This is a genomic window from Streptomyces sp. NBC_00637, assembly GCF_045161545.1.
Classification (GTDB): Bacteria; Actinomycetota; Actinomycetes; order Streptomycetales; family Streptomycetaceae; genus Streptomyces.
Genome location: NZ_CP109046.1, coordinates 2,560,513 through 2,579,944, shown reverse-complemented (window position 1 = coordinate 2,579,944; position 19,432 = coordinate 2,560,513). Strand labels below are relative to the sequence as shown.

The window sequence follows — 19,432 nt, the reverse complement described above, 5'->3', positions numbered from 1 at the left end:
CCGCCTCGGGCGCCGCACCACGTGCCGCCGTCCCACGTGCCGCGCTCTCGCCCGTTGCACCGGCCGCCGTTGCACCGGCCGCCGGGACGCCCGGAGCCTGCCGGACGGTGAGCAGCACCTCCGCCCCGACCGGCAGATAGCCCGCCGCCTGGAACGCCCGTGTGCTGCGGGCGTTCCCCGGCGAGACCTGCGCCCACACCGGCTCGCCCCCGCCCAGGTGCCGTGCCGCGCCCACCAGGGCCCGGCCCAGCCCCCGGTGCCGTACGCCCTCCGCGACCTCGACGGCGACCTCCAGCCGCCCCGCGACCCCGCGCCCCAGGACGACCACGCCCCCCGCCGCGGCCCACACGCGTACCTCGTCGCGCCGTCTGCGCGAGCTGACCACCCGGGGATGGTCCGGGTCCTCGATCTCGGTCAGGGCGAGGGCCGGCGGGCCCGGCAGCGGGGAGCCGACCACCAACTGGTCGACCGTCTCCGCGACCCGGCCCGTACGGTCCAGCAGAGCCGTCAGGAACCGGGGGCTCATCGACGCGGCGAGAGCGTCGCAGTCGGCGGCGCGCAGTGTCTCGTACACCCAGGCCGGATCCTCGTCCGTGAAGACCACCGAGTGCGCGGTGAAGGAGAGGACGCCCGCCTCGCGCGGGGACGGCTGGGGGAGGACGGTCGTGCGGCCGTCCGGGGGAGGGAAGACACCGTGCGCGGCCGCGTCGAGAATGTCCCGCAGATCCCCCACCGCGCCGGCCCCCTTCGGCTCCTTTGAGCCTCCGCCCACTGGAAGGCCCGCACTCACACACATGATCGACGACGGCACCGGACTTTTCACCATCGGAAAGCCGGCCCGCCCCACCGGACCGGCCTCCCGAGCAGGTGGACGCCCGGGCGACGCCGACCGGACCGCCGTCCTGGACCGGCTGACCGCCGCCGCGAACGAACGGGTGGGCCGGTACCGCCGGTGGTCGGCGATCGTGAACGGCCTCGGAAGCCTGCTCGCGCACGTGGAGGAGTCCTCCTGGGTGGTCGCCGCGTTGCGTGCTCACCAGGGCCGTTAACCTGACCTGCGTCAGTAGAACAGCGAGTATGACCGCAAGGCATGACGAAGAGGGGCGGATCGGTGGCCGACATCGAAGAAGCGCGCAAGGAGTTCCAGCGGATCGACACGGACGGTGACGGATTCATCACCGCGGCCGAGTTCAAGACCGCCCTGGCCCAGGGGGGTGACTGGAACGTCACCGAGTCGGTCGCCGAGGCCATCATCAAGAGCCGCGACCTCGACGGTGACAAGCTCCTCTCGTTCGACGAGTTCTGGGCGCACCTGAACAAGTGAGACGAGCGGACAGGGGGCGCCTCGCGACGCGGGGCGCCCCCTCCTGCCGTTCCCGGCTCCCCGAGCCCTCAGCTCCTCATGGCCGGCGTTCGATCCGCACGGTCCACCGGCCGCCTGCCCCGACGTGCCGCCCGCGGTTCCCGCACGTCGGCCCGGCCGAGGCGCCGGCCCGGTACTTCGCACGCGGCCGTGGTCGCCGCCGCGCGCAACCCCGTGCTCACCGACCTGTCCACGGAGTTCGTCCCCGTCCTGCGCAAGGGCCTGGTGGACCTCCACGCCCTGACCGGACTGCGCGCCCGGGAGCCCGACACCGCCCACGAGGCTCACGAGGTGCTGATTCGGGCCGTCGAGGACGGGGACCCGGAGACCGCGGCGGCCGTCCTGACGGCGGAGCCGGAAGACGCGTTCGGCGGTCGGTGTCAGGTCGTCCCCCGGAGGCGCGACGCGTCCAGCCGCCTCCCGTGAAGAACCTCGCGGAGTCGGAATAGCCCGTCGCAGACCGTCGTTGCACCCTCAGATGCATGCGCGTGCATCGAATATGGATGGGCTCGGTCCCGGAAGGCAAGGCATCTCATGAAGATCGGCATCATCGGCGCGGGCAACATCGGCGGCAACCTCACGCGGCGCCTCAGCGCGCTCGGTCACGACGTGTCCGTCGCGAACTCCCGCGGCCCGCACACACTCGGGGAACTCGCCGAGGAGACGGGAGCGACCCCGGTCACCGTCGAGGAGGCGGCCCGCGGGGCCGAGGTCGTGGTGATCACGATCCCGCTCAAGGCGGTGCCCAGCCTGCCGTCCGGCATCCTGGCCGAGGCGGCCGACGGGGTGGCCGTCATCGACACCAACAACTACTACCCGCAGCAGCGCGACGGCCGCATCGCCGAGATCGAGGACGAGGGCATCACCGAGAGCCGCTGGACGGAGCGCCGGCTCGGCCACCCCGTGATCAAGGCCTTCAACGGCACCTACGCCCAGGACATCCTGGACCGGCCGCTCGCCGCGGGCCACCCCGACCGTGTCGCGCTCCCGGTGGCCGGCGACGACGAGGCGGCGAAGGCGAAGGTACGCGCCCTGATCGACGAGCTCGGCTTCGACACCGTGGACGCGGGCGGCCTCGACGACTCCTGGCGCCAGCAGCCCGACACCCCCGTCTACGGGCTGCAGGCCGGCGCCGAGGCGGTCGCCAAGGCCCTGGCCGAGGCGAGCCCGGAACGCCCGGCGGCCTTCCGCGGCTGAGGGCGGGCCCGGGGCCCCGTCCGCCCTAGACGATCCGCAGCGGGTGGTGCGGCCCGTCCGGGAGCTCGATCGTGATCGGGTCCCCGGGACGGACCACACCCCCGTCGAGCACCACGCCCATGATTCCGGACCGGAAGGCCGGCCGGCCGTCCGGACCCCGGCCGACGACCTGCTTCATGAGCCCCTTCCGGAAGCCGTCGATCTGCTTGCAGGGGTTCCGCAGCCCGGTCACCTCGACCACGGCCTGTCCGCCGAGCCGCAGCCGCGTCCCGGTGGGCAGGCCGAGCAGGTCGATCCCGCGCGTGGTCACGTTCTCCCCGAGCTGCCCGGCGGCCACCTCGAACCCGGCCGTACGCACCTCCTCGAAGAGCTCCTCGTGTATGAGGTGCACCTGCCGAAGATTCGGCTGCGAGGGATCCTTCTCCATCCTGAACCGGTGCTTCACCGTCACTCCGGCGTGCACGTCCCCCGCCACCCCGAGCCCGGCGACCAGCGTGACGCTCTCCCGGTTGGGCTTGGTGAAGGAGTACGTGCCGCTGCTGCTGACCGCGCTGACGACGGACCTGCTCATATCGGGGGAAGCTCCCTCAGCACTCGATGATGTTCACGGCCAGCCCGCCGCGGGCCGTCTCCTTGTACTTGACGCTCATGTCCGCGCCGGTTTCCTTCATCGTCTTGATGACCTTGTCCAGGGACACCTTGTGCGAACCGTCGCCGCGCATCGCCATACGGGCCGCCGTGACCGCCTTCACCGAGGCCATGCCGTTGCGCTCGATGCACGGGATCTGGACCAGGCCGCCCACGGGGTCGCAGGTCAGGCCGAGGTTGTGTTCCATGCCGATCTCGGCCGCGTTCTCGACCTGCTCGGGGGAGCCGCCGAGGACCTCGGCCAGCGCGCCCGCGGCCATCGAGCAGGCCGAGCCGACCTCGCCCTGGCAGCCGACCTCGGCGCCGGAGATGGAGGCGTTCTCCTTGAAGAGCATGCCGATCGCGCCCGCCGCGAGCAGGAAGCGGACCACCCCGTCCTCGTCGGCGCCGGGCACGAAGTTCACGTAGTAGTGCAGGACCGCCGGGATGATGCCGGCCGCGCCGTTCGTGGGGGCGGTGACCACCCTGCCGCCGGCCGCGTTCTCCTCGTTCACGGCCATCGCGTACAACGTGATCCACTCCATGGAGAGCGCCAACGGGTCGCCCTCCGCCCGGAGTTGACGTGCCGTCATGGCCGCCCGGCGGCGGACCCGCAGGCCGCCCGGCAGGATGCCCTCGCGGGACATGCCCCGGGACACGCAGGCCTGCATCACCCGCCAGATCTCCAGCAGCCCGTCGCGGATCTCGTCCTCGGTGCGCCAGGCGCGCTCGTTCTCCAGCATCAGCGAGGAGATCGACAGGCCGGTCTCCTTCGCCAGGCGCAGCAGCTCGTCGCCCGTGCGGAAGGGGTACTTCAGGACCGTGTCGTCGAGTTTGATGCGGTCCGCGCCGACCGCGTCCTCGTCCACGACGAAGCCGCCGCCGACCGAGTAGTACGTCTTCGACAGCAGCTCGGCGCCCTGGGCGTCGTGGGCCCATATCGTCATGCCGTTGGCGTGGTAGGGGAGGGCCTTGCGGCGGTGCAGCACCAGGTCGTCGTCGAAGGAGAACGGCACCTCGTGCGAGCCCAGCAGCCGCAGCCGGCCGGACTCCTTGATCTGCTCCACCCGGTCGTCCGCGCCCTCCACGTCCACCGTGCGCGGCGAGGAGCCCTCCAGGCCGAGGAGGACCGCCTTGGGCGTGCCGTGGCCGTGGCCGGTCGCGCCGAGCGAGCCGTACAGCTCGCAGCGCACCGAGGCGGTGGAGTCCAGCAGACCCTCGCCGCGCAGCCGCCGCGCGAACATGCGGGCAGCGCGCATCGGGCCGACCGTGTGGGAGCTGGACGGGCCGATGCCGATCGAGAACAGGTCGAAGACCGAGATGGCCACGGGAACTCCTCCATACGGGGGTGGTGCGGGGTGCCGCCCACACCTCACAGTGTGCGCGGCACCCGGGAAAGGGAACTACTCGCTCAGACCGGGATACAGCGGGTGCTTGTCGGCCAGGGCCGTGACCCGGGCCTTCAGCGCCGCCGCGTCGGCCTCCACGAACGGGGACGGCGCCTTCAGCGTCTCGGCGATCACGTCCGCGACCTCGGCGAAGTCCGCGGCGGTGAAGCCGCGGGTGGCGAGGGCGGGCGTGCCGATCCGCAGTCCGGAGGTGACCATCGGCGGCCGCGGGTCGTTCGGGACCGCGTTGCGGTTGACCGTGATGCCGACCTCGTGGAGCCGGTCCTCGGCCTGCTGACCGTCCAGCTCGGACTCGCGCAGGTCGACGAGGATCAGGTGCACGTCGGTGCCGCCGGACAGGACGTTCACCCCGGCCGCGCGGGCGTCCGGCGAGGTCAGGCGCTCGGCGAGGATCTTCGCGCCCTCGACCGTGCGGGCCTGGCGCTCCTTGAAGTCCTCGCTCGCGGCGACCTTGAAGGAGACCGCCTTGGCCGCGATCACGTGCTCCAGGGGGCCGCCCTGGAAGCCCGGGAAGACGGACGAGTTCAGCTTCTTCGCGAACTCCTTCTTCGCGAGGATGATGCCGCCGCGCGGGCCGCCCAGCGTCTTGTGGGTGGTGGACGTGACGACGTCGGCGTACGGCACCGGGTTCGGGTGCAGACCGGCCGCGACCAGACCCGCGAAGTGCGCCATGTCGACCCACAGGAAGGCCTCGACCTCGTCCGCGATCCGGCGGAACTCGGCGAAGTCCAGCTGCCGCGGGTACGCCGACCAACCCGCGATGATCACCTTCGGGCGGTGCTCCTTGGCGAGCCGCTCGACCTCGGCCATGTCGACGAGACCGGCGTCGTCTACGTGGTAGGCGACCACGTCGAACTGCTTGCCGGAGAAGTTCAGCCGCATGCCGTGGGTCAGGTGGCCGCCGTGCGCCAGGTCCAGGCCGAGGATCGTGTCGCCGGGCTTGGCCAGCGCGAACAGGGCGGCCTGGTTGGCGGAGGCGCCCGAGTGGGGCTGGACGTTGGCGTACTCGGCGCCGAACAGCTCCTTGATCCGGTCGATCGCGATCTGCTCGGCCACGTCGACGTGCTCGCAGCCGCCGTAGTAGCGGCGGCCCGGGTAGCCCTCGGCGTACTTGTTGGTCAGGACCGAGCCCTGCGCCTCCATCACCGCGAGCGGAGCGAAGTTCTCCGAGGCGATCATCTCGAGCGTGGACTGCTGGCGGTTCAGCTCGGCGTCGACCGCGGCGGCGATCTCCGGGTCGAGTTCGTGCAGGGGCGTGTTCAGGACGGACATGCGTCTACGACTCCTCAGCCGGCGATGAAGGCGGTGTACTCGTCGGCGCTGAGCAGGTCCTCCTGCTCACCCGCCGTGCGTACCTTGAACAGCCATCCGCCCTCGAACGGGGCGGAGTTGACCAGCGCCGGGTCGTCGACGACGTCCTGGTTGACCTCGACGATCTCGCCGGAGACCGGCGCGTACAGCTCGCTGACCGACTTGGTCGACTCCAGCTCGCCGCAGGTCCCGCCCGCGGTGACCGTGGTACCGACCTCCGGGAGCTCCACGAAGACCACGTCGCCGAGCGCGTTGGCCGCGTGCTCCGTGATGCCGACCGTCGAGACGCCGTCCTCGGCGACCGACAGCCACTCGTGCTCCTTGCTGTAGCGCAGCTGCTGGGGGTTGCTCATGGCTTGAATTCTCCTGTACGCGGGAGGGTGCTGGTGAATGGGGGACTGCTGAAAACACGCGTGAGCAGCGGAACTGTGCGCAGCGTCACGTGCGGGCGGGCGTCTTCGCGCCCAGTGTCTACTTCTGGCGCTTGTAGAACGGCAGCGCCACGACCTCGTACGGCTCGTGGCTGCCCCGGATGTCCACGCCGACACCCGTGGTCCCGGGCGCCGCGTGGGCCGCGTCGACGTACGCCATCGCGATCGGCTTGCCGAGGGTGGGGGAGGGGGCACCGGAGGTCACCTCGCCGATCACCTCGGCGCCGGCCACCACGGCGAACCCGGCGCGCGGGACCCGGCGGCCCTCGGCGACCAGGCCGACGAGGACCCGCGGGGGCTGCGAGGCGGCCCGCTCGGCGGCCGCCTCCAGTGCCGCACGCCCGACGAAGTCGCCGTCCTTGTCGAACTTCACCACCCGGCCGAGTCCCGCGTCGAACGGGGTGAGGGAGGTGCTCAGCTCGTGCCCGTACAGCGGCATGCCGGCCTCCAGGCGCAGTGTGTCCCGGCAGGACAGACCGCAGGCCACCAGCCCGGCGGTCTCCCCGGCCTTGGTCAGCGCCTGCCACAGCTCGACGGCGTGCTCCGGCCGTACGAACAGTTCGAAGCCGTCCTCACCGGTGTAGCCGGTGCGCGCGATCAGCGCGGGGACCCCGGCGACGGTGCCGGGCAGACCGGCGTAGTACTTCAGGCCGTCCAGGTCGGCGTCGGTGACGGCGGCGAGGATGCCCGGGGACTCGGGGCCCTGCACGGCGATCAGCGCGTAGGCGTCCCGGTCGTCGCGGACCTCCGCGTCGAAGCCCTCGGCGCGCTCGGTCAGCGCGTCCAGCACGACCTGCGCGTTGGACGCGTTGGCCACCACCATGAACTCGGTTTCGCCGAGCCGGTAGACGATCAGGTCGTCCAGGATGCCGCCGTCCGCCCGGCAGATCATCGTGTAGCGGGCGCGGCCGGCCTTGACCGCACCGATGTTGCCCACCAGGGCGAAGTCGAGGAGGGCGGCGGCCTGCGGGCCGGCGACGGTGATCTCGCCCATGTGCGAGAGGTCGAAGAGCCCGGCCCGGGTGCGGACGGCGTGGTGCTCGTCGCGCTCGGAGCCGTAGCGCAGGGGCATGTCCCAGCCGGCGAAGTCGGTCATCGTCGCGCCGAGCGCGCGGTGCACGGCGTCGAGGGCGGTGCGGCGCTGCTCGGCGTTCTGGTCGGATGCGGGGTCGGTACTGCTCATCGGGCGTTCGTCTCCCAAGGCGACGGAATCCCCCCGTGCGAGCGCAGCGGGACATGCGGGCATGGGGGAAGGCGAGGTCGTTCCTCCCCATCTGTCATCGGAACCTGAGAGGTTCGCCATGACAGCCCGCCAGGGGATCGATCATGACTTGCACCTTGGGTGGAGCCACTGGAGACAGCGGCCCGCTTTTCAGATGTGCCTCGCCCGCGCGGTAACGGGGCCTGAGAGATTCAAGGGAGGGACTTGCTCCTTCGGCGCCCCAGCGAAGCTGCTGCTGAGGACTCTCCCGCGCGGATTCAAACGGCCGGTATGCAGTTGGCGCGGCCATCATTGCACGGCTCGCCCCGATCACGGCAGGCCGCATCTGTAACCGGCTTGTGTCGGTACGCGCACGAAATCACCGAGCACAGCGCATTACCTTCTCTTTACGCTCGGTGGGGATGAGGACACCATCTGACCCCAGGGGAGGACGATCACGGTGAACAGGACGACCAGGGCAAGGTCCACGGCACTCGCGACCGGTTCCGGCATCGCGCTGCCCGCGCAGCCCGTCGCCCCGGCCCGGGAGGCGCGCGGCCCGCGGTCGGCGCCCGTCGTCCGCGACCTGCGCGAGCGGCTCGGCCGCAGCCCGCACGGTCTGCTCTTCGGCCCCCGTGACCTGGTCGTGGTCACCGGTCTGCCCGGCAGCGGCAAGTCCACGCTCATGCGGCGGACCGTCCAGGGCGTACGCGTCGACTCCCAGGACACCCGGGACCGCTGGGACGCCCGCGCCCCCCGCTTCCTGCCCTACGCCCTCTACCGGCCGCTCGTCCGGCTCGCCCACTACGCGGGCCTGCGCCGGGCGCTGCGCGGCGGCACGGGCGTCGTCGTGCACGACTGCGGTACGCAGGCCTGGGTCCGTGACTGGCTGGCCCGCGAGGCCCGCCGCCGCGGCGGCACCCTCCACCTGCTGCTGCTGGACGTCGGCGCGGACACGGCACTGGAGGGACAGCGCGAGCGCGGCCGGGGTGTCTCCCGGTACGCGTTCCTGCGCCACCGCCATGCCGCCGCCCGTCTGGTGCGCTCGGTGGAGAAGGGCAGGCTGCCCGAGGGCTGCGGCTCGGCGGTGCTGCTCGACCGCGCGGCGGCCGACGCGCTGCGCCGCATCGGATTCACGGGCTGACGGCTCCGGGGCGGCCCCCGGTACCCGCTAGCCTTTCGGTCACGGCAGAGTGAGCGGCTCTCAGCAGGCGGTAGGCAGATGGATTTTCCCCCGGTGAACTTTCCGACGGACTTCTCCGCGGACCGTCCGGCGCAGGCACACCCCCATCCGCACGGCGGATGGCCCGGCAACGAGCTGGAGGAGGTGCTCTCCGGCTCCCTCGGCGTGCCCGGAGCCGGCGGCCGGATCGTCGAGGTGCTCGGGCGCAGCTTCGTCTGGGTGCCGCTGCCCGGCGGCGGTGGCCCGCACAGCGGTCCCCTCGACCTGCCCACGATGGAGCTCGAGGGCCAGGTGTACGTGCCGGTCTTCAGTTCCGAGGAACAGTTCCGCCAGGTCGTCGGCTCGCACATGTCGTTCACGATCGCGCCCGCCGTGGAGTTCGCCCGGGGCCTGCCCCCGCAGGTGGGCATCCTGGTCAACCCGGACGGCGTGGTGGGGGTCCCGCTGCCGCCGCCCGCCGTGGCCGAGCTCTGCCGGGCGGGCCGTACCCCGCTCGACGGCACCGCCGCCGGCGGCCGGGTCCGCCTCTACGAGCCCGACTGGCAGGACGACCCGATGGAGTTCCTGGCCGCGGCCTCGGCGGAGTTCGAGGCGATCGGCGTGGTCCGTACGGCCCGCCGCTGCCTGGCGGCCATCGAGACGGCGGACCCGGTGATGTTCGTGGGCGTGGAACTCTCCCAGTGGGAGGGCGACTTGCGCGCCCTGCCGCTGGACGCCCTGGGCAGGGCCCTGACGAGGGCGGCGACGCCCTGGCCGGTCAACCTGGTCCTCCTGGACGTCGCCCAGGATCCGGTGGGCGACTGGATGCGGGAGCGGGTCCGCCCGTTCTACACCAGGCTTCACTAGGTGCCGGGCCGGAGGCGGCGCGGCCGAAGGGGCGTGGGCCCGCGGCCGTCCGAGGCTCCGCCGCGGAGCGCCCCCGGCCGCACCCGGCCCGGGGCCGCCGACGTGTCATCAGCCCGAGCTCCCCACGGCTCGGCCGGGCGGAGCGCCTAAGCTGGACTCCGACGCGGGGCAACTTCTCGAAGGGGCGATAAAAAGTGAGCGCTGGCACTGCCGCGACCGGCTCGGTCGAGCACATGCTGCGCCAGGTCACGCCCGGGCGCTACGACGCCTACGAGGCGCTCCTGCGCGCGCTCGCGACCCCCTCCTCCGGCCGGCTCTGGATGCTGCTGTGGCACGGCCAGGCCGGCTCCCCGGACGCCCAGTACGGAAACATGGAGGTCGAAGGGCACGGGTACGCCCCCTGCGTCACCTCCGCCCAGGAGCTCAGCGCGAGTGGCTGGAACAGGTCGTACGAGGTGGTCGAAGGGCTGGACGTGGCCCGCACCCTCTATCCCGACCACTACGGCCTGTGGCTGAACCCGCACGCCCCCGGCGGCGGTGTCGGCATTCCGTGGCTGGACCTGCGGCGCATCGCCACCGGTCTGGAGCGTCAGCCGGCCGGGCCGCTGCGGCTGTCCGAACCGGGCATCGAGATCCCGCAGTTCTACGCCCTGCTCGCGCAGAACGCCCACCGTACCCCGGCGGTCCGCGCGCTGCGCCGGGCCTGGGTGCAGCCGGCGCTGGGCGCGCCCTACCTGGCCATCGGGCTCGACGTGTACGACTCCTCCCCGCCGGCCGTGGACGCCGTCCGGGCGATGATGCAGCAGTCCATCGGGGCGGTGCCGGACGGGCTGCCGGTCTCGACGGTCGCCATGACCGACGAGTACGACCCCGTCGTGATGTGGATGCGTGCGACCGCCCGGCCCTTCTACGACCGCGAGGCCCACGCCCCCGCCCCGGCCCAGGCTCCCGCCGGCGGCTACGGCTTTCCGCCCACCGGACGTTACTGACGTCCGAAACCGGTCCCGCCGCGAGGTGGGAGCCGGATGTCTTCGCGCGTAGATGGCGACGATTGGTACCGGTTTTGTCCGTTCTGACCCAATAAGTCAGTGTCCGGGGGGCGTTACCCGCCGTCCGGATAACGGAACCCCTCTACCCGGATTACGTTTACGCATCCATTCACTGCCAAGTCTGGCTACAGATCGCCAAACCGTTGAAGACTCCGGCGTCAGGGGACTTATCCCCTGCGTATTACGGACTGATCACGCCGCTACAGCGGCAAGTGCGGGCCGGCTACCGCCGGTTGAGAGGGGTCCCTGCCAGATGACGGCACCATTGCACGAGCCGACCGCGGAAGCGGCCCCGAGCGCGGCCGAGGAAGCGTCGGTCGCCACCAGCGGCGCCAAGGCCGTTCAGGGCCGTTCCCTGGGCCGGATCGCCTGGGAGCGCCTCAAGCGGGACAAGCTCGCCCTCACGGGCGGCGTCGTGGTGCTCCTCCTCGTCGTGATCGCGCTGCTCGCGCCGGTCATCACGGGACTCCTGGGGCAGGACCCGAACGAGTACCACGAGAGCCTCATCGACCCGCTCTTCGGGACGCCCACGGGCTCCCTGGGGGGCATCAGCGGTGACCACCTGCTCGGTGTCGAGCCGGTCAACGGCCGTGACATCTTCGCCCGAGTCCTCTACGGCGCCCGGATCTCCCTGCTGGTCGGCTTCCTGTCGGCCGTGGTCGCCGTGATCCTCGGAACGGTGCTGGGCATCCTCGCCGGTTTCTTCGGAGGCTGGGTCGATTCCTTCATCAGCCGGGTGATGGACGGTCTGCTCGCCTTCCCGCAGCTGCTGTTCATCATCGCGCTGGTCTCCGTCATGCCGAGCGACATGCTGGGACTCTCCGGTTCGAGCGTGCGTGTCTTCGTGATGATCCTGGTCATCGGCTTCTTCGGCTGGCCCTACATCGGACGTGTGGTGCGCGGCCAGACCCTCTCGCTGCGTGAGCGCGAGTACGTCGAGGCCGCCCGATCGCTGGGCGCGGGGCGGCTGTACATCCTGTTCAAGGAACTGCTGCCCAACCTGGTCGCCCCGATCGTCGTGTACACGACGATGATGATCCCCACCAACATCCTCACCGAGGCGGCGCTCAGCTTCCTGGGCGTCGGGGTCAAGCCGCCCACCGCCTCGTGGGGGCAGATGCTCTCGAGCGCGATCGACTACTACGAGTCGGACCCGATGTACATGGTGGTCCCCGGTGTGGCGATCTTCATCACCGTGCTCGCCTTCAACCTCTTCGGTGACGGCATCCGGGACGCGCTGGACCCGAAGGCCTCCCGCTGATCCGCCCCGTCGGGGATCCGCGAACACAGCGAGCCGCAGAACCGCCGAAACACGGCGCCTCAACCGTCCCGTGGTCTCCACACGGGGTATCTCTCATCTATCCGGAGGATCCGAGATCGTGACTACCCAACGCACCTCAGGGCGGCGGAAGCAGGCATTTGCCGCTGCTGCCGCGGTCGCCGCGCTGCTGACCACGGCGGCGTGCGGCGGCGGTGGAGACGACGGCGACAAGGGCTCGAGCTCCGGTGCCGCCGGCTTCGACGCCGCGAACAACAAGGTCGCCCAGGCCTCTGCCGCCAAGAAGGGCGGCACGCTGAAGTTCGGTGCCGCACAGGACGCCGACTCGTGGGACACCACGCGTGGCTACTACGGCATGATGTGGAACTTCGCCCGCTACTACAGCCGTCAGCTCGTCACGAACAAGGCCGAGCCGGGTGCCGCGGGCGCCGAGGTCACTCCGGACCTCGCCACCGCGACCGCGAAGGTCACGGACGACGGCAAGACCTACACGTACACCCTGCGTGACGGCGTCACGTGGGAGGACGGCAAGGCGATCACGTCCAAGGACGTGAAGTACGGCATCGAGCGCGTGTGGGCGCAGGACGTGCTGTCCGGCGGTCCGACGTACCTCAAGGACGTGCTCGACCCCAAGGGCGAGTACAAGGGTCCCTACAAGGACACGTCCGCGGACAAGCTCGGTCTGAAGGCGATAGACACGCCCGACGACAAGACCATCGTCTTCCACCTCCCGCAGGCCAACTCGGACTTCGAGGAGATGCTGGCCCTGGTCTCGGCCTCGCCGGTCCGCCAGGACATGGACACCAAGGCCAAGTACGGCCTGAAGCCGTTCTCCTCGGGCCCGTACAAGTTCGCGTCCTACTCCCCGGGCAAGGACCTCAAGCTGGTCCGCAACACCTCCTGGAAGCAGGCCTCGGACCCGATCCGCAAGGCCTACCCGGACCAGATCACCATCAAGTTCTTCTCGGACGCCAACCAGCTCGACCAGCGTCTGCTGAGCGGTGACCTGGACCTCGACCTGAACCAGACCGGCATGTCGCCGCAGGGCCGCACCACCGCCCTGAAGCAGCACAAGGCCAACCTGGACAACCCGGTCTCCGGCTACGTCCGTTACGCGGTCTTCCCGCAGAGCGTCGCGCCGTTCAACAACATCGAGTGCCGCAAGGCCGTCATCCTCGGCGCCGACCACGTGTCGCTCCAGACCGCCCGCGGCGGTCCGGTCGCCGGTGGCGACATCGGCACCAACATGCTGCCGCCGTCCGTCCCGGGTGCCGAGGGTCAGAAGTACGACCCGTACGAGATCTCCGGCGCCAACAAGAGCGGCAACGAGGCCAAGGCCAAGGAGGCCCTGAAGGCCTGCGGTCAGCCGAACGGCTTCAAGACCACCATCGCGGTGCGTAACAACAAGCCGGTCGAGGTGGCCACCGCCCAGTCCCTCCAGGCGTCGCTGGCGAAGATCGGCATCACCGCCGAGATCGACCAGTACGACGGCTCGCAGACCGCCGGCATCATCGGTAGCCCCTCGAACGTGAAGAAGAAGGGCTACGGCATCATCATCATGGGCTGGGGTCCGGACTTCCCGTCCGTCCAGGGCTTCGGTCTGCCGCTGTGGAGCAGCAAGTACATCGCTGAGAGCGGTAACAACAACTACGCGCTCATCAACGACAAGACGATCGACGGACTGTTCTCCTCGTACGTCACCACGCTGGACGACGCCGGCAAGACCAAGATCGCCACGGAGATCAACCACAAGGTGATGGAGGGCGCGTACTACCTGCCCTTCGTCTTCGAGCGGTTCATCAACTGGCGCTCGGACAACCTGGCGAACGTCTACACCACCGACGGTTACAGCGGTCAGTACGACTTCGTCAACCTCGGTCTGAAGAACCCGAAGAAGTAGTCCCGGCACACCCGCCGAACGGCACGAAAGGCAGGTGAAGGCCGGCGCGGCGGATCCGCGGGTCACTGGACACAATCCGGTGGCCCGCGGTCCGCGGCGGGCCGAGAGCTGTGCTCGCTTACCTCATCAGGCGGTTGTTCGCCGCCGTAGTGATGCTCGTGGTCATCGTCATGGTGGTCTTCGGCATCTTCTTCCTCATCCCCAAGTGGGCTGGCGTAGACATCGCCTTGAGCTTCGTGGGCAAGCAGGCCGACCCTGCCGCCGTCGAGGGTGTGCGCGAGAAGCTGGGCCTGGGCGACCCGATCTACGCCCAGGTCTGGGAATTCTTCAAGGGCATCTTCGCCGGCCGGACCTACACGGGCGGTGGCGACTCCATCCACTGCGCCGCCCCGTGTTTCGGTTACTCCTTCCGCAGTGAGCAGGCCGTCTGGCCGGTGCTGACCGACCGCTTCCCGGTGACCCTGGCGCTCGCGCTCGGTGCCGCCGTGCTGTGGCTGATCTTCGGTGTCTCGGCCGGTGTGCTCTCCGCGCTCAAGCGGGGCAGCCTGTGGGACCGCGGCGCGATGGTGATCGCGCTGTCGGGCGTCTCCCTCCCGATCTACTTCACCGGCATGGTCGCCCTGTCGATCTTCGTGTACGGACTGGACCTGTTCGACGGGCAGTTCGTACCCCTGGGAGACAGCTTCAGCGGCTGGTTCGGCGGGATGATCCTGCCGTGGATCACCCTCGCGTTCCTCTACGCGGCCATGTACGCCCGTATCACCCGGGCCACCATGCTGGAGATCCTCGGCGAGGACTACATCCGTACCGCCCGCGCCAAGGGCCTCAAGGAACGCACCGTCATCGGCAAGCACGCCATGCGCTCCACGATGACCCCGCTGCTCACCATGCTCGGCATGGACCTGGGCGCTCTCATCGGCGGTGCGATCCTGACCGAGACGGCGTTCAGCCTGCCCGGCCTCGGCCAGGCGGTGCTCAACGCCATCAAGAACCAGGACCTGCCCGTCATTCTGGGCGTCACCCTGATCACTTCTCTCGCGGTGCTCGTCGCCAACCTCGTGGTGGACATCCTGTACGCCGTGATCGACCCCCGAGTGAGGCTCTCATGACGGAACTCAGCAAGAGCGGAGCGGCCGTGGGCGAGCCCACCCCCGCTTCGCCCGCGCCGACCTCGTTCCTCGAAGTGCGCGACCTCAAGGTGCACTTCCCGACCGACGACGGCCTGGTCAAGTCCGTCGACGGGCTCAGCTTCCAGCTGGAGAAGGGCAAGACCCTCGGCATCGTGGGCGAGTCCGGCTCCGGCAAGTCGGTGACCTCGCTCGGCATCATGGGCCTGCACACCGCCGGCCAGTACGGCAAGCGCAAGGCGCAGATCTCCGGCGAGATCTGGCTGGACGGCACCGAGCTGCTGTCCGCCGATCCGGACCACGTGCGCAAGCTGCGTGGCCGCGAGATGGCGATGATCTTCCAGGATCCGCTGTCGGCGCTGCACCCGTACTACACGATCGGTCAGCAGATCGTGGAGGCGTACCGGATCCACCACGACGTCGACAAGAAGACGGCCAAGCGCCGCGCGGTCGAGATGCTCGACCGGGTGGGCATCCCGCAGCCGGACAAGCGCGTCGACAGCTACCCGCACGAGTTCTCCGGCGGTATGCGTCAGCGCGCGATGATCGCGATGTCGCTGGTCAACAACCCCGAACTGCTGATCGCGGACGAGCCGACGACCGCCCTGGACGTGACCGTCCAGGCGCAGATCCTCGACCTCATCCGTGACCTCCAGAAGGAGTTCGGCTCGGCGGTCATCGTCATCACCCACGACCTGGGCGTCGTCGCCGAACTCGCCGACGACATCCTGGTGATGTACGGCGGCCGCTGCGTCGAGCGGGGCCCGGCCGACAAGGTGTTCTACGAGCCCCGGCACCCCTACACCTGGGGTCTGCTCGGCTCGATGCCGCGGCTGGACCGTGAGCAGCAGGAGCGCCTGATCCCGGTCAAGGGCTCCCCGCCCTCGCTGATCAACATCCCGTCCGGCTGCGCCTTCAACCCGCGCTGCCCGTACGCGGACCTCCCGAAGGACAACGTCACCCGCACCGTCCGGCCCGAGCTGGCCGAGGTCGGCAGCCGGCACTGGGCGGCCTGCCACCTGGGCACGGAACAGCGGGAGCGGATCTGGACCGAAGAGATTGCGCCGAAGCTGTGAGTGACGACCAGAAAGCGGTGAAGATCCCCGCGCAGGCCGAGGGCCCGACGACGGGCGCGACCCTCGCCGAGGGCGCCGCCCCCGGCGAGGTCCTGCTGAAGGTGACCGGCCTCCAGAAGCACTTCCCGATCAAGAAGGGCCTGCTCCAGCGGCAGGTCGGGGCGGTGCACGCGGTCGACGGCATCGACTTCGAGGTCCGCTCCGGCGAGACGCTCGGCGTCGTGGGCGAGTCCGGCTGCGGCAAGTCCACCATGGGCCGGCTGATCACCCGGCTGCTCGAACCGACCGCGGGCAAGGTCGAGTTCCAGGGCAAGGACATCACGCACCTCGGGGTGAGCGGCATGCGTCCGCTGCGCCGCGACGTGCAGATGATCTTCCAGGACCCGTACTCGTCGCTGAACCCGCGGCACACCATCGGCACGATCGTCGGCGCTCCCTTCAAGCTCCAGGGCGTCGAGCCCGAGGGCGGCATCAAGAAGGAAGTCCAGCGGCTGCTGTCGGTCGTGGGTCTCAACCCCGAGCACTACAACCGCTACCCGCACGAGTTCTCCGGCGGTCAGCGTCAGCGCATCGGCATCGCCCGCGCGCTCGCGCTGAACCCGCGGCTGGTCGTGGCGGACGAGCCGGTCTCGGCCCTCGACGTGTCGATCCAGGCGCAGGTCGTCAACCTGCTCGACGACCTCCAGCAGGAGCTCGGCCTCACGTACGTGATCATCGCGCACGACCTCTCGGTCGTCCGGCACGTCTCGGACCGCATCGCGGTGATGTACCTGGGCAAGATCGTCGAGCTGGCCGACCGTGACCTGCTCTACAAGTCGCCGATGCACCCGTACACCAAGGCCCTGATGTCGGCGGTGCCGATCCCGGACCCGCGGCGCAAGAACGCCAAGAGCGAGCGGATCCTGCTCAAGGGTGACGTGCCCTCGCCGATCTCGCCGCCGAGCGGCTGCCGGTTCCACACCCGGTGCTGGAAGGCGACGCAGGTCTGCAAGACCACCGAGCCGGTCCTCGTCGAGCTGCGGACCGGCCAGCAGGTCGCCTGCCATCACCCCGAGAACTTCGAGGACCAGGCGCCGCAGGACACCGTCCTGCTGACCGTGGCCAAGGAGGCCGCGGAGCTGGTGGCCGACGAGGTGCTCGCGGAGTCCGCGGAGACCTCGGCCGCGGTGGCGGCGGAGGTGGCGGCCGAGGCGGCCGCCGAACCGACCGGTGCCACGCGGCCGGCCGGGGCCACCGAGCCGACAGCGGTCGCGAAGGACGCCGAGGCGGCCGAGGCGGGCGACGATGCCGCGTCGGAGGCTTCCGGCGACGACACTCCGGCCGAAGAGAAGTAAGTAACACCGAGCCCCCGCCTTGCAATGTAAGGCGGGGGCTTTGTGCTGGGTGAGAATGTAGGGGTGCTCCAGCAAATTTTCAGCCCCTCCGTCCAGCACACGCTCGACCTGGTCGGCATCTTCGTCTTCGCCATCTCGGGCGCGCTGCTCGCCGTCCGCAAGAACTTCGACGTGTTCGGCATCGCCATGCTCGCCGAGGTCACCGCGCTGGGCGGCGGAGTCTTCCGGGACCTGGTCATCGGGGCCGTGCCCCCGGCCGCCTTCACGGACCTGGGGTACTTCCTCACCCCGCTGCCCGCCGCCCTCCTGGTCATCTTCCTGCACCCGCAGGTGGAGCGCATCCAGTCCGGCGTCAACGTCTTCGACGCGGCGGGCCTCGGCCTCTTCTGCGTCACGGGGACGACGAAGGCGTACGACTACGGCCTCAACCTCACGGCGTCGGCCGCGCTCGGCGTCGCCACCGCCGTGGGCGGCGGTGTGCTGCGCGACGTGCTGGCCAACGAGGTGCCCTCGCTGCTGCGCTGGGACCGCGACCTCTACGCGGTCCCGGCGATCGTCGGCGCCACCGTGGTGGCGCTCTGCATCCGCTACGACGAGCTCACCCCGCTGGCCAGCGGAGCGGCCGCGGTCACCGCCTTCGTGCTGCGGCTGCTCGCGATGCGGTTCCACTGGCGAGCGCCGCGTGCGTGGAATCGGCGCTCGACGGTGCGCGAGGAGTAGTCCCCTTCGCCTTGCCCTTCCCGTCGTGGCCGATCGCGCGCTGATCCAGCTGGGTGGTCAGCCAGCGGAACGCCGGCACGACCTGCGGCCGCCACAGCGCCATGGTGTGGCCGCCCGCGCCGGCCGGGATGTAGACGACGTGCACGGCCGTCGGCGCCTTCGCCTCCCGGCGCAGGGCCAGGGCGGCCTCGTAGCCGTCCTTCGGCTGGCCGGAGAGGTAGAGGGCGACGGGCGGCGGCACGGTGGCCTTGCGCAGCAGCAGACAGGGGTTGTTGGCCCGGCGCAGGGCGGGGCTCTGCGCGGCGAGGGAGTTGGGCTCGACGATCGGGTCGCTGTACCCGGACAGGCTCACCGCAGCCCGGTAGCGGTCCGGGTGCGCGACAGCGAGCTTGGTCGCGCAGTGACCCCCGGCGGAGTACCCGGCGACCGCCCAGCCCTTGGGCGCGGGCTGGGCCCGGAAGTTGTCCCTGACCATCTTCGGGACGTCGATGCTGAGCCAGCTGTCGGCGTTGACGGTGCCCGCGACGTTGGCGCAGCCGGTGTCCACCCCCGGGAGCAGGGTGGTGCGCGGCGCGACCAGGATGAACGGGGCGATCTTGCCGGCGCGCATCAGCGGCGCCAGCTGCTCGTGCACGTGCAGTGTCCCGTACCAGGACTTCGCGGACCCGGGGTAGCCCGGCAGCAGCTCGACCACGGGGAAGGCGAGGCGCGCGTAGGCGGGTTCGTCGTACTGCGGGGGCAGCCAGACGTACACCTCGCCGTTGACGCCGGAGACCCTGCCCTCGAGCTGGGTGACGCGTACCCCGCCCGCCGCGTGCATGCCCGGCCCCTCGGCCTGGGTGAACGTCTGCCGCACCCGGGGCAGCCGGTCCAGCGCGATCCCGCCGGTGCCGTCGGCGCCCAGGTCGGCGGCCTGCTGGACATGGGAACCGGTGCCCAGCAGGTCGTCCCAGGTGTCGTACAGGCCGTTGGCGTTGTTGACCAGGACGAAGACCAGGGCCACGGCCGTGCCCTGGGCGAACAGCAGCATCACCATCCGGGCCGCGGCGCGCAGGACCCGCGGCCCGCGCAGCCGCGACCACATCAGCAGCGGCAGCGCGACGGCGAGCACGGACAGCGCGATCAGGGTGTAGAGGAACGGAGTCCCGGTGAGGCTCATGTCCTTGCAGAGGGGAATCCGGGCGTCGAGGTTACGGACGAGTTCGGACACTTACCAAGAAATTGCCGACCGCTCACTCGAACCGGTCACCCATAAGTCCCCGAACCGGTCATGAGCGGACTCGTTCCGTTCACCCGGCCGCCCCGCTCCAGCGCGACCCCGGCGTGGTCGCGGCACGGTGCCGGCGCGGCCGGAGCGAGGCCCCGGTGGAGCCTCGCTC

General features: G+C 70.5%; 19 protein-coding genes, 1 pseudogene and 1 riboswitch. Of the genes and pseudogenes, 13 read left to right on the top strand and 7 right to left on the bottom strand.

All coding sequences use genetic code 11. The features are described from left to right. Positions 1-100: 100 nt before the first annotated feature. Positions 101-733: pseudogene (locus tag OG440_RS10955) on the bottom strand (GNAT family N-acetyltransferase); the annotation flags it as partial. A gap of 61 nt (positions 734-794) precedes the next feature. Between OG440_RS10955 and OG440_RS10950 the strand changes: the two are divergent. From OG440_RS10950 to OG440_RS10935, 4 genes are all read left to right on the top strand, one after another. Then, positions 795-1,049, top strand: a complete 255-nt coding sequence (locus OG440_RS10950; RefSeq protein ID WP_406006653.1) for a hypothetical protein — start codon at positions 795-797, stop codon at positions 1,047-1,049. 62 nt (positions 1,050-1,111) lie between these two features. Continuing rightward, positions 1,112-1,324, top strand: coding sequence for an EF-hand domain-containing protein (locus tag OG440_RS10945; RefSeq protein ID WP_406011313.1), 213 nt, complete (start codon positions 1,112-1,114; stop codon positions 1,322-1,324). A 189-nt stretch (positions 1,325-1,513) separates the two neighbouring features. Then, complete coding sequence (locus tag OG440_RS10940; RefSeq protein ID WP_406006652.1) at positions 1,514-1,789, top strand: FCD domain-containing protein; 276 nt, start codon at positions 1,514-1,516, stop codon at positions 1,787-1,789. A 108-nt stretch (positions 1,790-1,897) separates the two neighbouring features. Then, complete coding sequence (locus tag OG440_RS10935; protein WP_406006651.1) at positions 1,898-2,560, top strand: NADPH-dependent F420 reductase; 663 nt, start codon at positions 1,898-1,900, stop codon at positions 2,558-2,560. A 25-nt stretch (positions 2,561-2,585) separates the two neighbouring features. Here the strand turns inward: OG440_RS10935 and OG440_RS10930 are convergent, their stop codons facing one another. The 5 genes from OG440_RS10930 to gcvT all read right to left on the bottom strand — a co-directional run bounded on the left by OG440_RS10930 (position 2,586) and on the right by gcvT (position 7,521). Then, the gene (locus tag OG440_RS10930; RefSeq protein ID WP_406006650.1) at positions 2,586-3,131 is read right to left on the bottom strand and encodes an MOSC domain-containing protein; all 546 of its coding nucleotides are present in this window, start codon (positions 3,129-3,131) and stop codon (positions 2,586-2,588) included. A 16-nt stretch (positions 3,132-3,147) separates the two neighbouring features. Further along, positions 3,148-4,515 carry an L-serine ammonia-lyase gene (locus OG440_RS10925; RefSeq protein WP_406006649.1) on the bottom strand — a complete coding sequence of 456 codons (1,368 nt, stop codon included), beginning with the start codon at positions 4,513-4,515 and terminating at the stop codon, positions 3,148-3,150. 75 nt (positions 4,516-4,590) lie between these two features. Beyond that, the gene (gene glyA / locus OG440_RS10920; RefSeq protein ID WP_406006648.1) at positions 4,591-5,868 is read right to left on the bottom strand and encodes a serine hydroxymethyltransferase; all 1,278 of its coding nucleotides are present in this window, start codon (positions 5,866-5,868) and stop codon (positions 4,591-4,593) included. Between the two features lie 14 nt (positions 5,869-5,882). Further along, positions 5,883-6,260, bottom strand: a complete 378-nt coding sequence (gene gcvH / locus OG440_RS10915) for a glycine cleavage system protein GcvH (RefSeq protein ID WP_406006647.1) — start codon at positions 6,258-6,260, stop codon at positions 5,883-5,885. A gap of 118 nt (positions 6,261-6,378) precedes the next feature. Continuing rightward, positions 6,379-7,521: a glycine cleavage system aminomethyltransferase GcvT gene (gene gcvT, locus OG440_RS10910; protein WP_406006646.1), complete on the bottom strand. Its 1,143-nt coding sequence runs from the start codon at positions 7,519-7,521 to the stop codon at positions 6,379-6,381. A gap of 199 nt (positions 7,522-7,720) precedes the next feature. Beyond that, positions 7,721-7,820: riboswitch (glycine riboswitch) on the bottom strand. 173 nt (positions 7,821-7,993) lie between these two features. On the opposite strand from gcvT, the gene OG440_RS10905 reads away from it, so the two are divergent. The 9 genes from OG440_RS10905 to OG440_RS10865 all read left to right on the top strand — a co-directional run bounded on the left by OG440_RS10905 (position 7,994) and on the right by OG440_RS10865 (position 18,053). Then, entirely contained in the window at positions 7,994-8,683 is a 690-nt protein-coding gene (locus OG440_RS10905) for an AAA family ATPase (RefSeq protein WP_406011312.1), read from the top strand. A gap of 93 nt (positions 8,684-8,776) precedes the next feature. Continuing rightward, the gene (locus OG440_RS10900) at positions 8,777-9,568 is read left to right on the top strand and encodes an enhanced serine sensitivity protein SseB (RefSeq protein WP_406006645.1); all 792 of its coding nucleotides are present in this window, start codon (positions 8,777-8,779) and stop codon (positions 9,566-9,568) included. Positions 9,569-9,801: 233 nt separating this feature from the next. Then, complete coding sequence (locus tag OG440_RS10895; protein ID WP_406011311.1) at positions 9,802-10,557, top strand: enhanced serine sensitivity protein SseB C-terminal domain-containing protein; 756 nt, start codon at positions 9,802-9,804, stop codon at positions 10,555-10,557. Positions 10,558-10,870: 313 nt separating this feature from the next. Next, the gene (locus OG440_RS10890; RefSeq protein WP_406006644.1) at positions 10,871-11,878 is read left to right on the top strand and encodes an ABC transporter permease; all 1,008 of its coding nucleotides are present in this window, start codon (positions 10,871-10,873) and stop codon (positions 11,876-11,878) included. A 118-nt stretch (positions 11,879-11,996) separates the two neighbouring features. Continuing rightward, on the top strand, positions 11,997-13,796 hold the full coding sequence (locus tag OG440_RS10885; protein WP_406006643.1) for an ABC transporter substrate-binding protein: 1,800 nt from the start codon (positions 11,997-11,999) through the stop codon (positions 13,794-13,796). Between the two features lie 110 nt (positions 13,797-13,906). Then, positions 13,907-14,905 (top strand): ABC transporter permease, encoded by a 999-nt coding sequence (locus tag OG440_RS10880; RefSeq protein WP_406006642.1) that lies wholly within the window; start codon positions 13,907-13,909, stop codon positions 14,903-14,905. After that, complete coding sequence (locus OG440_RS10875; RefSeq protein WP_389508614.1) at positions 14,902-15,999, top strand: ABC transporter ATP-binding protein; 1,098 nt, start codon at positions 14,902-14,904, stop codon at positions 15,997-15,999. Before OG440_RS10880 ends, OG440_RS10875 begins: the two co-directional genes overlap by 4 nt. Next, on the top strand, positions 15,996-17,333 hold the full coding sequence (locus OG440_RS10870; RefSeq protein ID WP_406006641.1) for an ABC transporter ATP-binding protein: 1,338 nt from the start codon (positions 15,996-15,998) through the stop codon (positions 17,331-17,333). The genes OG440_RS10875 and OG440_RS10870 overlap by 4 nt, the downstream gene beginning before the upstream one ends. A gap of 63 nt (positions 17,334-17,396) precedes the next feature. Further along, complete coding sequence (locus OG440_RS10865; RefSeq protein WP_406006640.1) at positions 17,397-18,053, top strand: trimeric intracellular cation channel family protein; 657 nt, start codon at positions 17,397-17,399, stop codon at positions 18,051-18,053. On the opposite strand, the gene OG440_RS10860 is transcribed toward OG440_RS10865, so the two are convergent. Next, the gene (locus tag OG440_RS10860; protein ID WP_406011310.1) at positions 17,962-19,212 is read right to left on the bottom strand and encodes an alpha/beta hydrolase; all 1,251 of its coding nucleotides are present in this window, start codon (positions 19,210-19,212) and stop codon (positions 17,962-17,964) included. The two genes, OG440_RS10865 and OG440_RS10860, sit on opposite strands and share 92 nt — an antisense overlap. Positions 19,213-19,432: the final 220 nt, after the last annotated feature.

Bases quoted from the DNA above. Each gene is read 5' to 3' on its own strand.
- OG440_RS10860 (WP_406011310.1), bottom strand. From the start codon at position 19,212: ATGAGCCTCACCGGGACTCCGTTCCTCTACACCCTGATCGCGCTGTCC.
- OG440_RS10890 (WP_406006644.1), top strand. From the start codon at position 10,871: ATGACGGCACCATTGCACGAGCCGACCGCGGAAGCGGCCCCGAGCGCG.
- OG440_RS10895 (WP_406011311.1), top strand. From the start codon at position 9,802: ATGCTGCGCCAGGTCACGCCCGGGCGCTACGACGCCTACGAGGCGCTC.
- glyA (WP_406006648.1), bottom strand. From the start codon at position 5,868: ATGTCCGTCCTGAACACGCCCCTGCACGAACTCGACCCGGAGATCGCC.
- OG440_RS10875 (WP_389508614.1), top strand. From the start codon at position 14,902: ATGACGGAACTCAGCAAGAGCGGAGCGGCCGTGGGCGAGCCCACCCCC.
- OG440_RS10950 (WP_406006653.1), top strand. From the start codon at position 795: ATGATCGACGACGGCACCGGACTTTTCACCATCGGAAAGCCGGCCCGC.
- OG440_RS10930 (WP_406006650.1), bottom strand. From the start codon at position 3,131: ATGAGCAGGTCCGTCGTCAGCGCGGTCAGCAGCAGCGGCACGTACTCC.
- gcvT (WP_406006646.1), bottom strand. From the start codon at position 7,521: ATGAGCAGTACCGACCCCGCATCCGACCAGAACGCCGAGCAGCGCCGC.
- OG440_RS10935 (WP_406006651.1), top strand. From the start codon at position 1,898: ATGAAGATCGGCATCATCGGCGCGGGCAACATCGGCGGCAACCTCACG.
- gcvH (WP_406006647.1), bottom strand. From the start codon at position 6,260: ATGAGCAACCCCCAGCAGCTGCGCTACAGCAAGGAGCACGAGTGGCTG.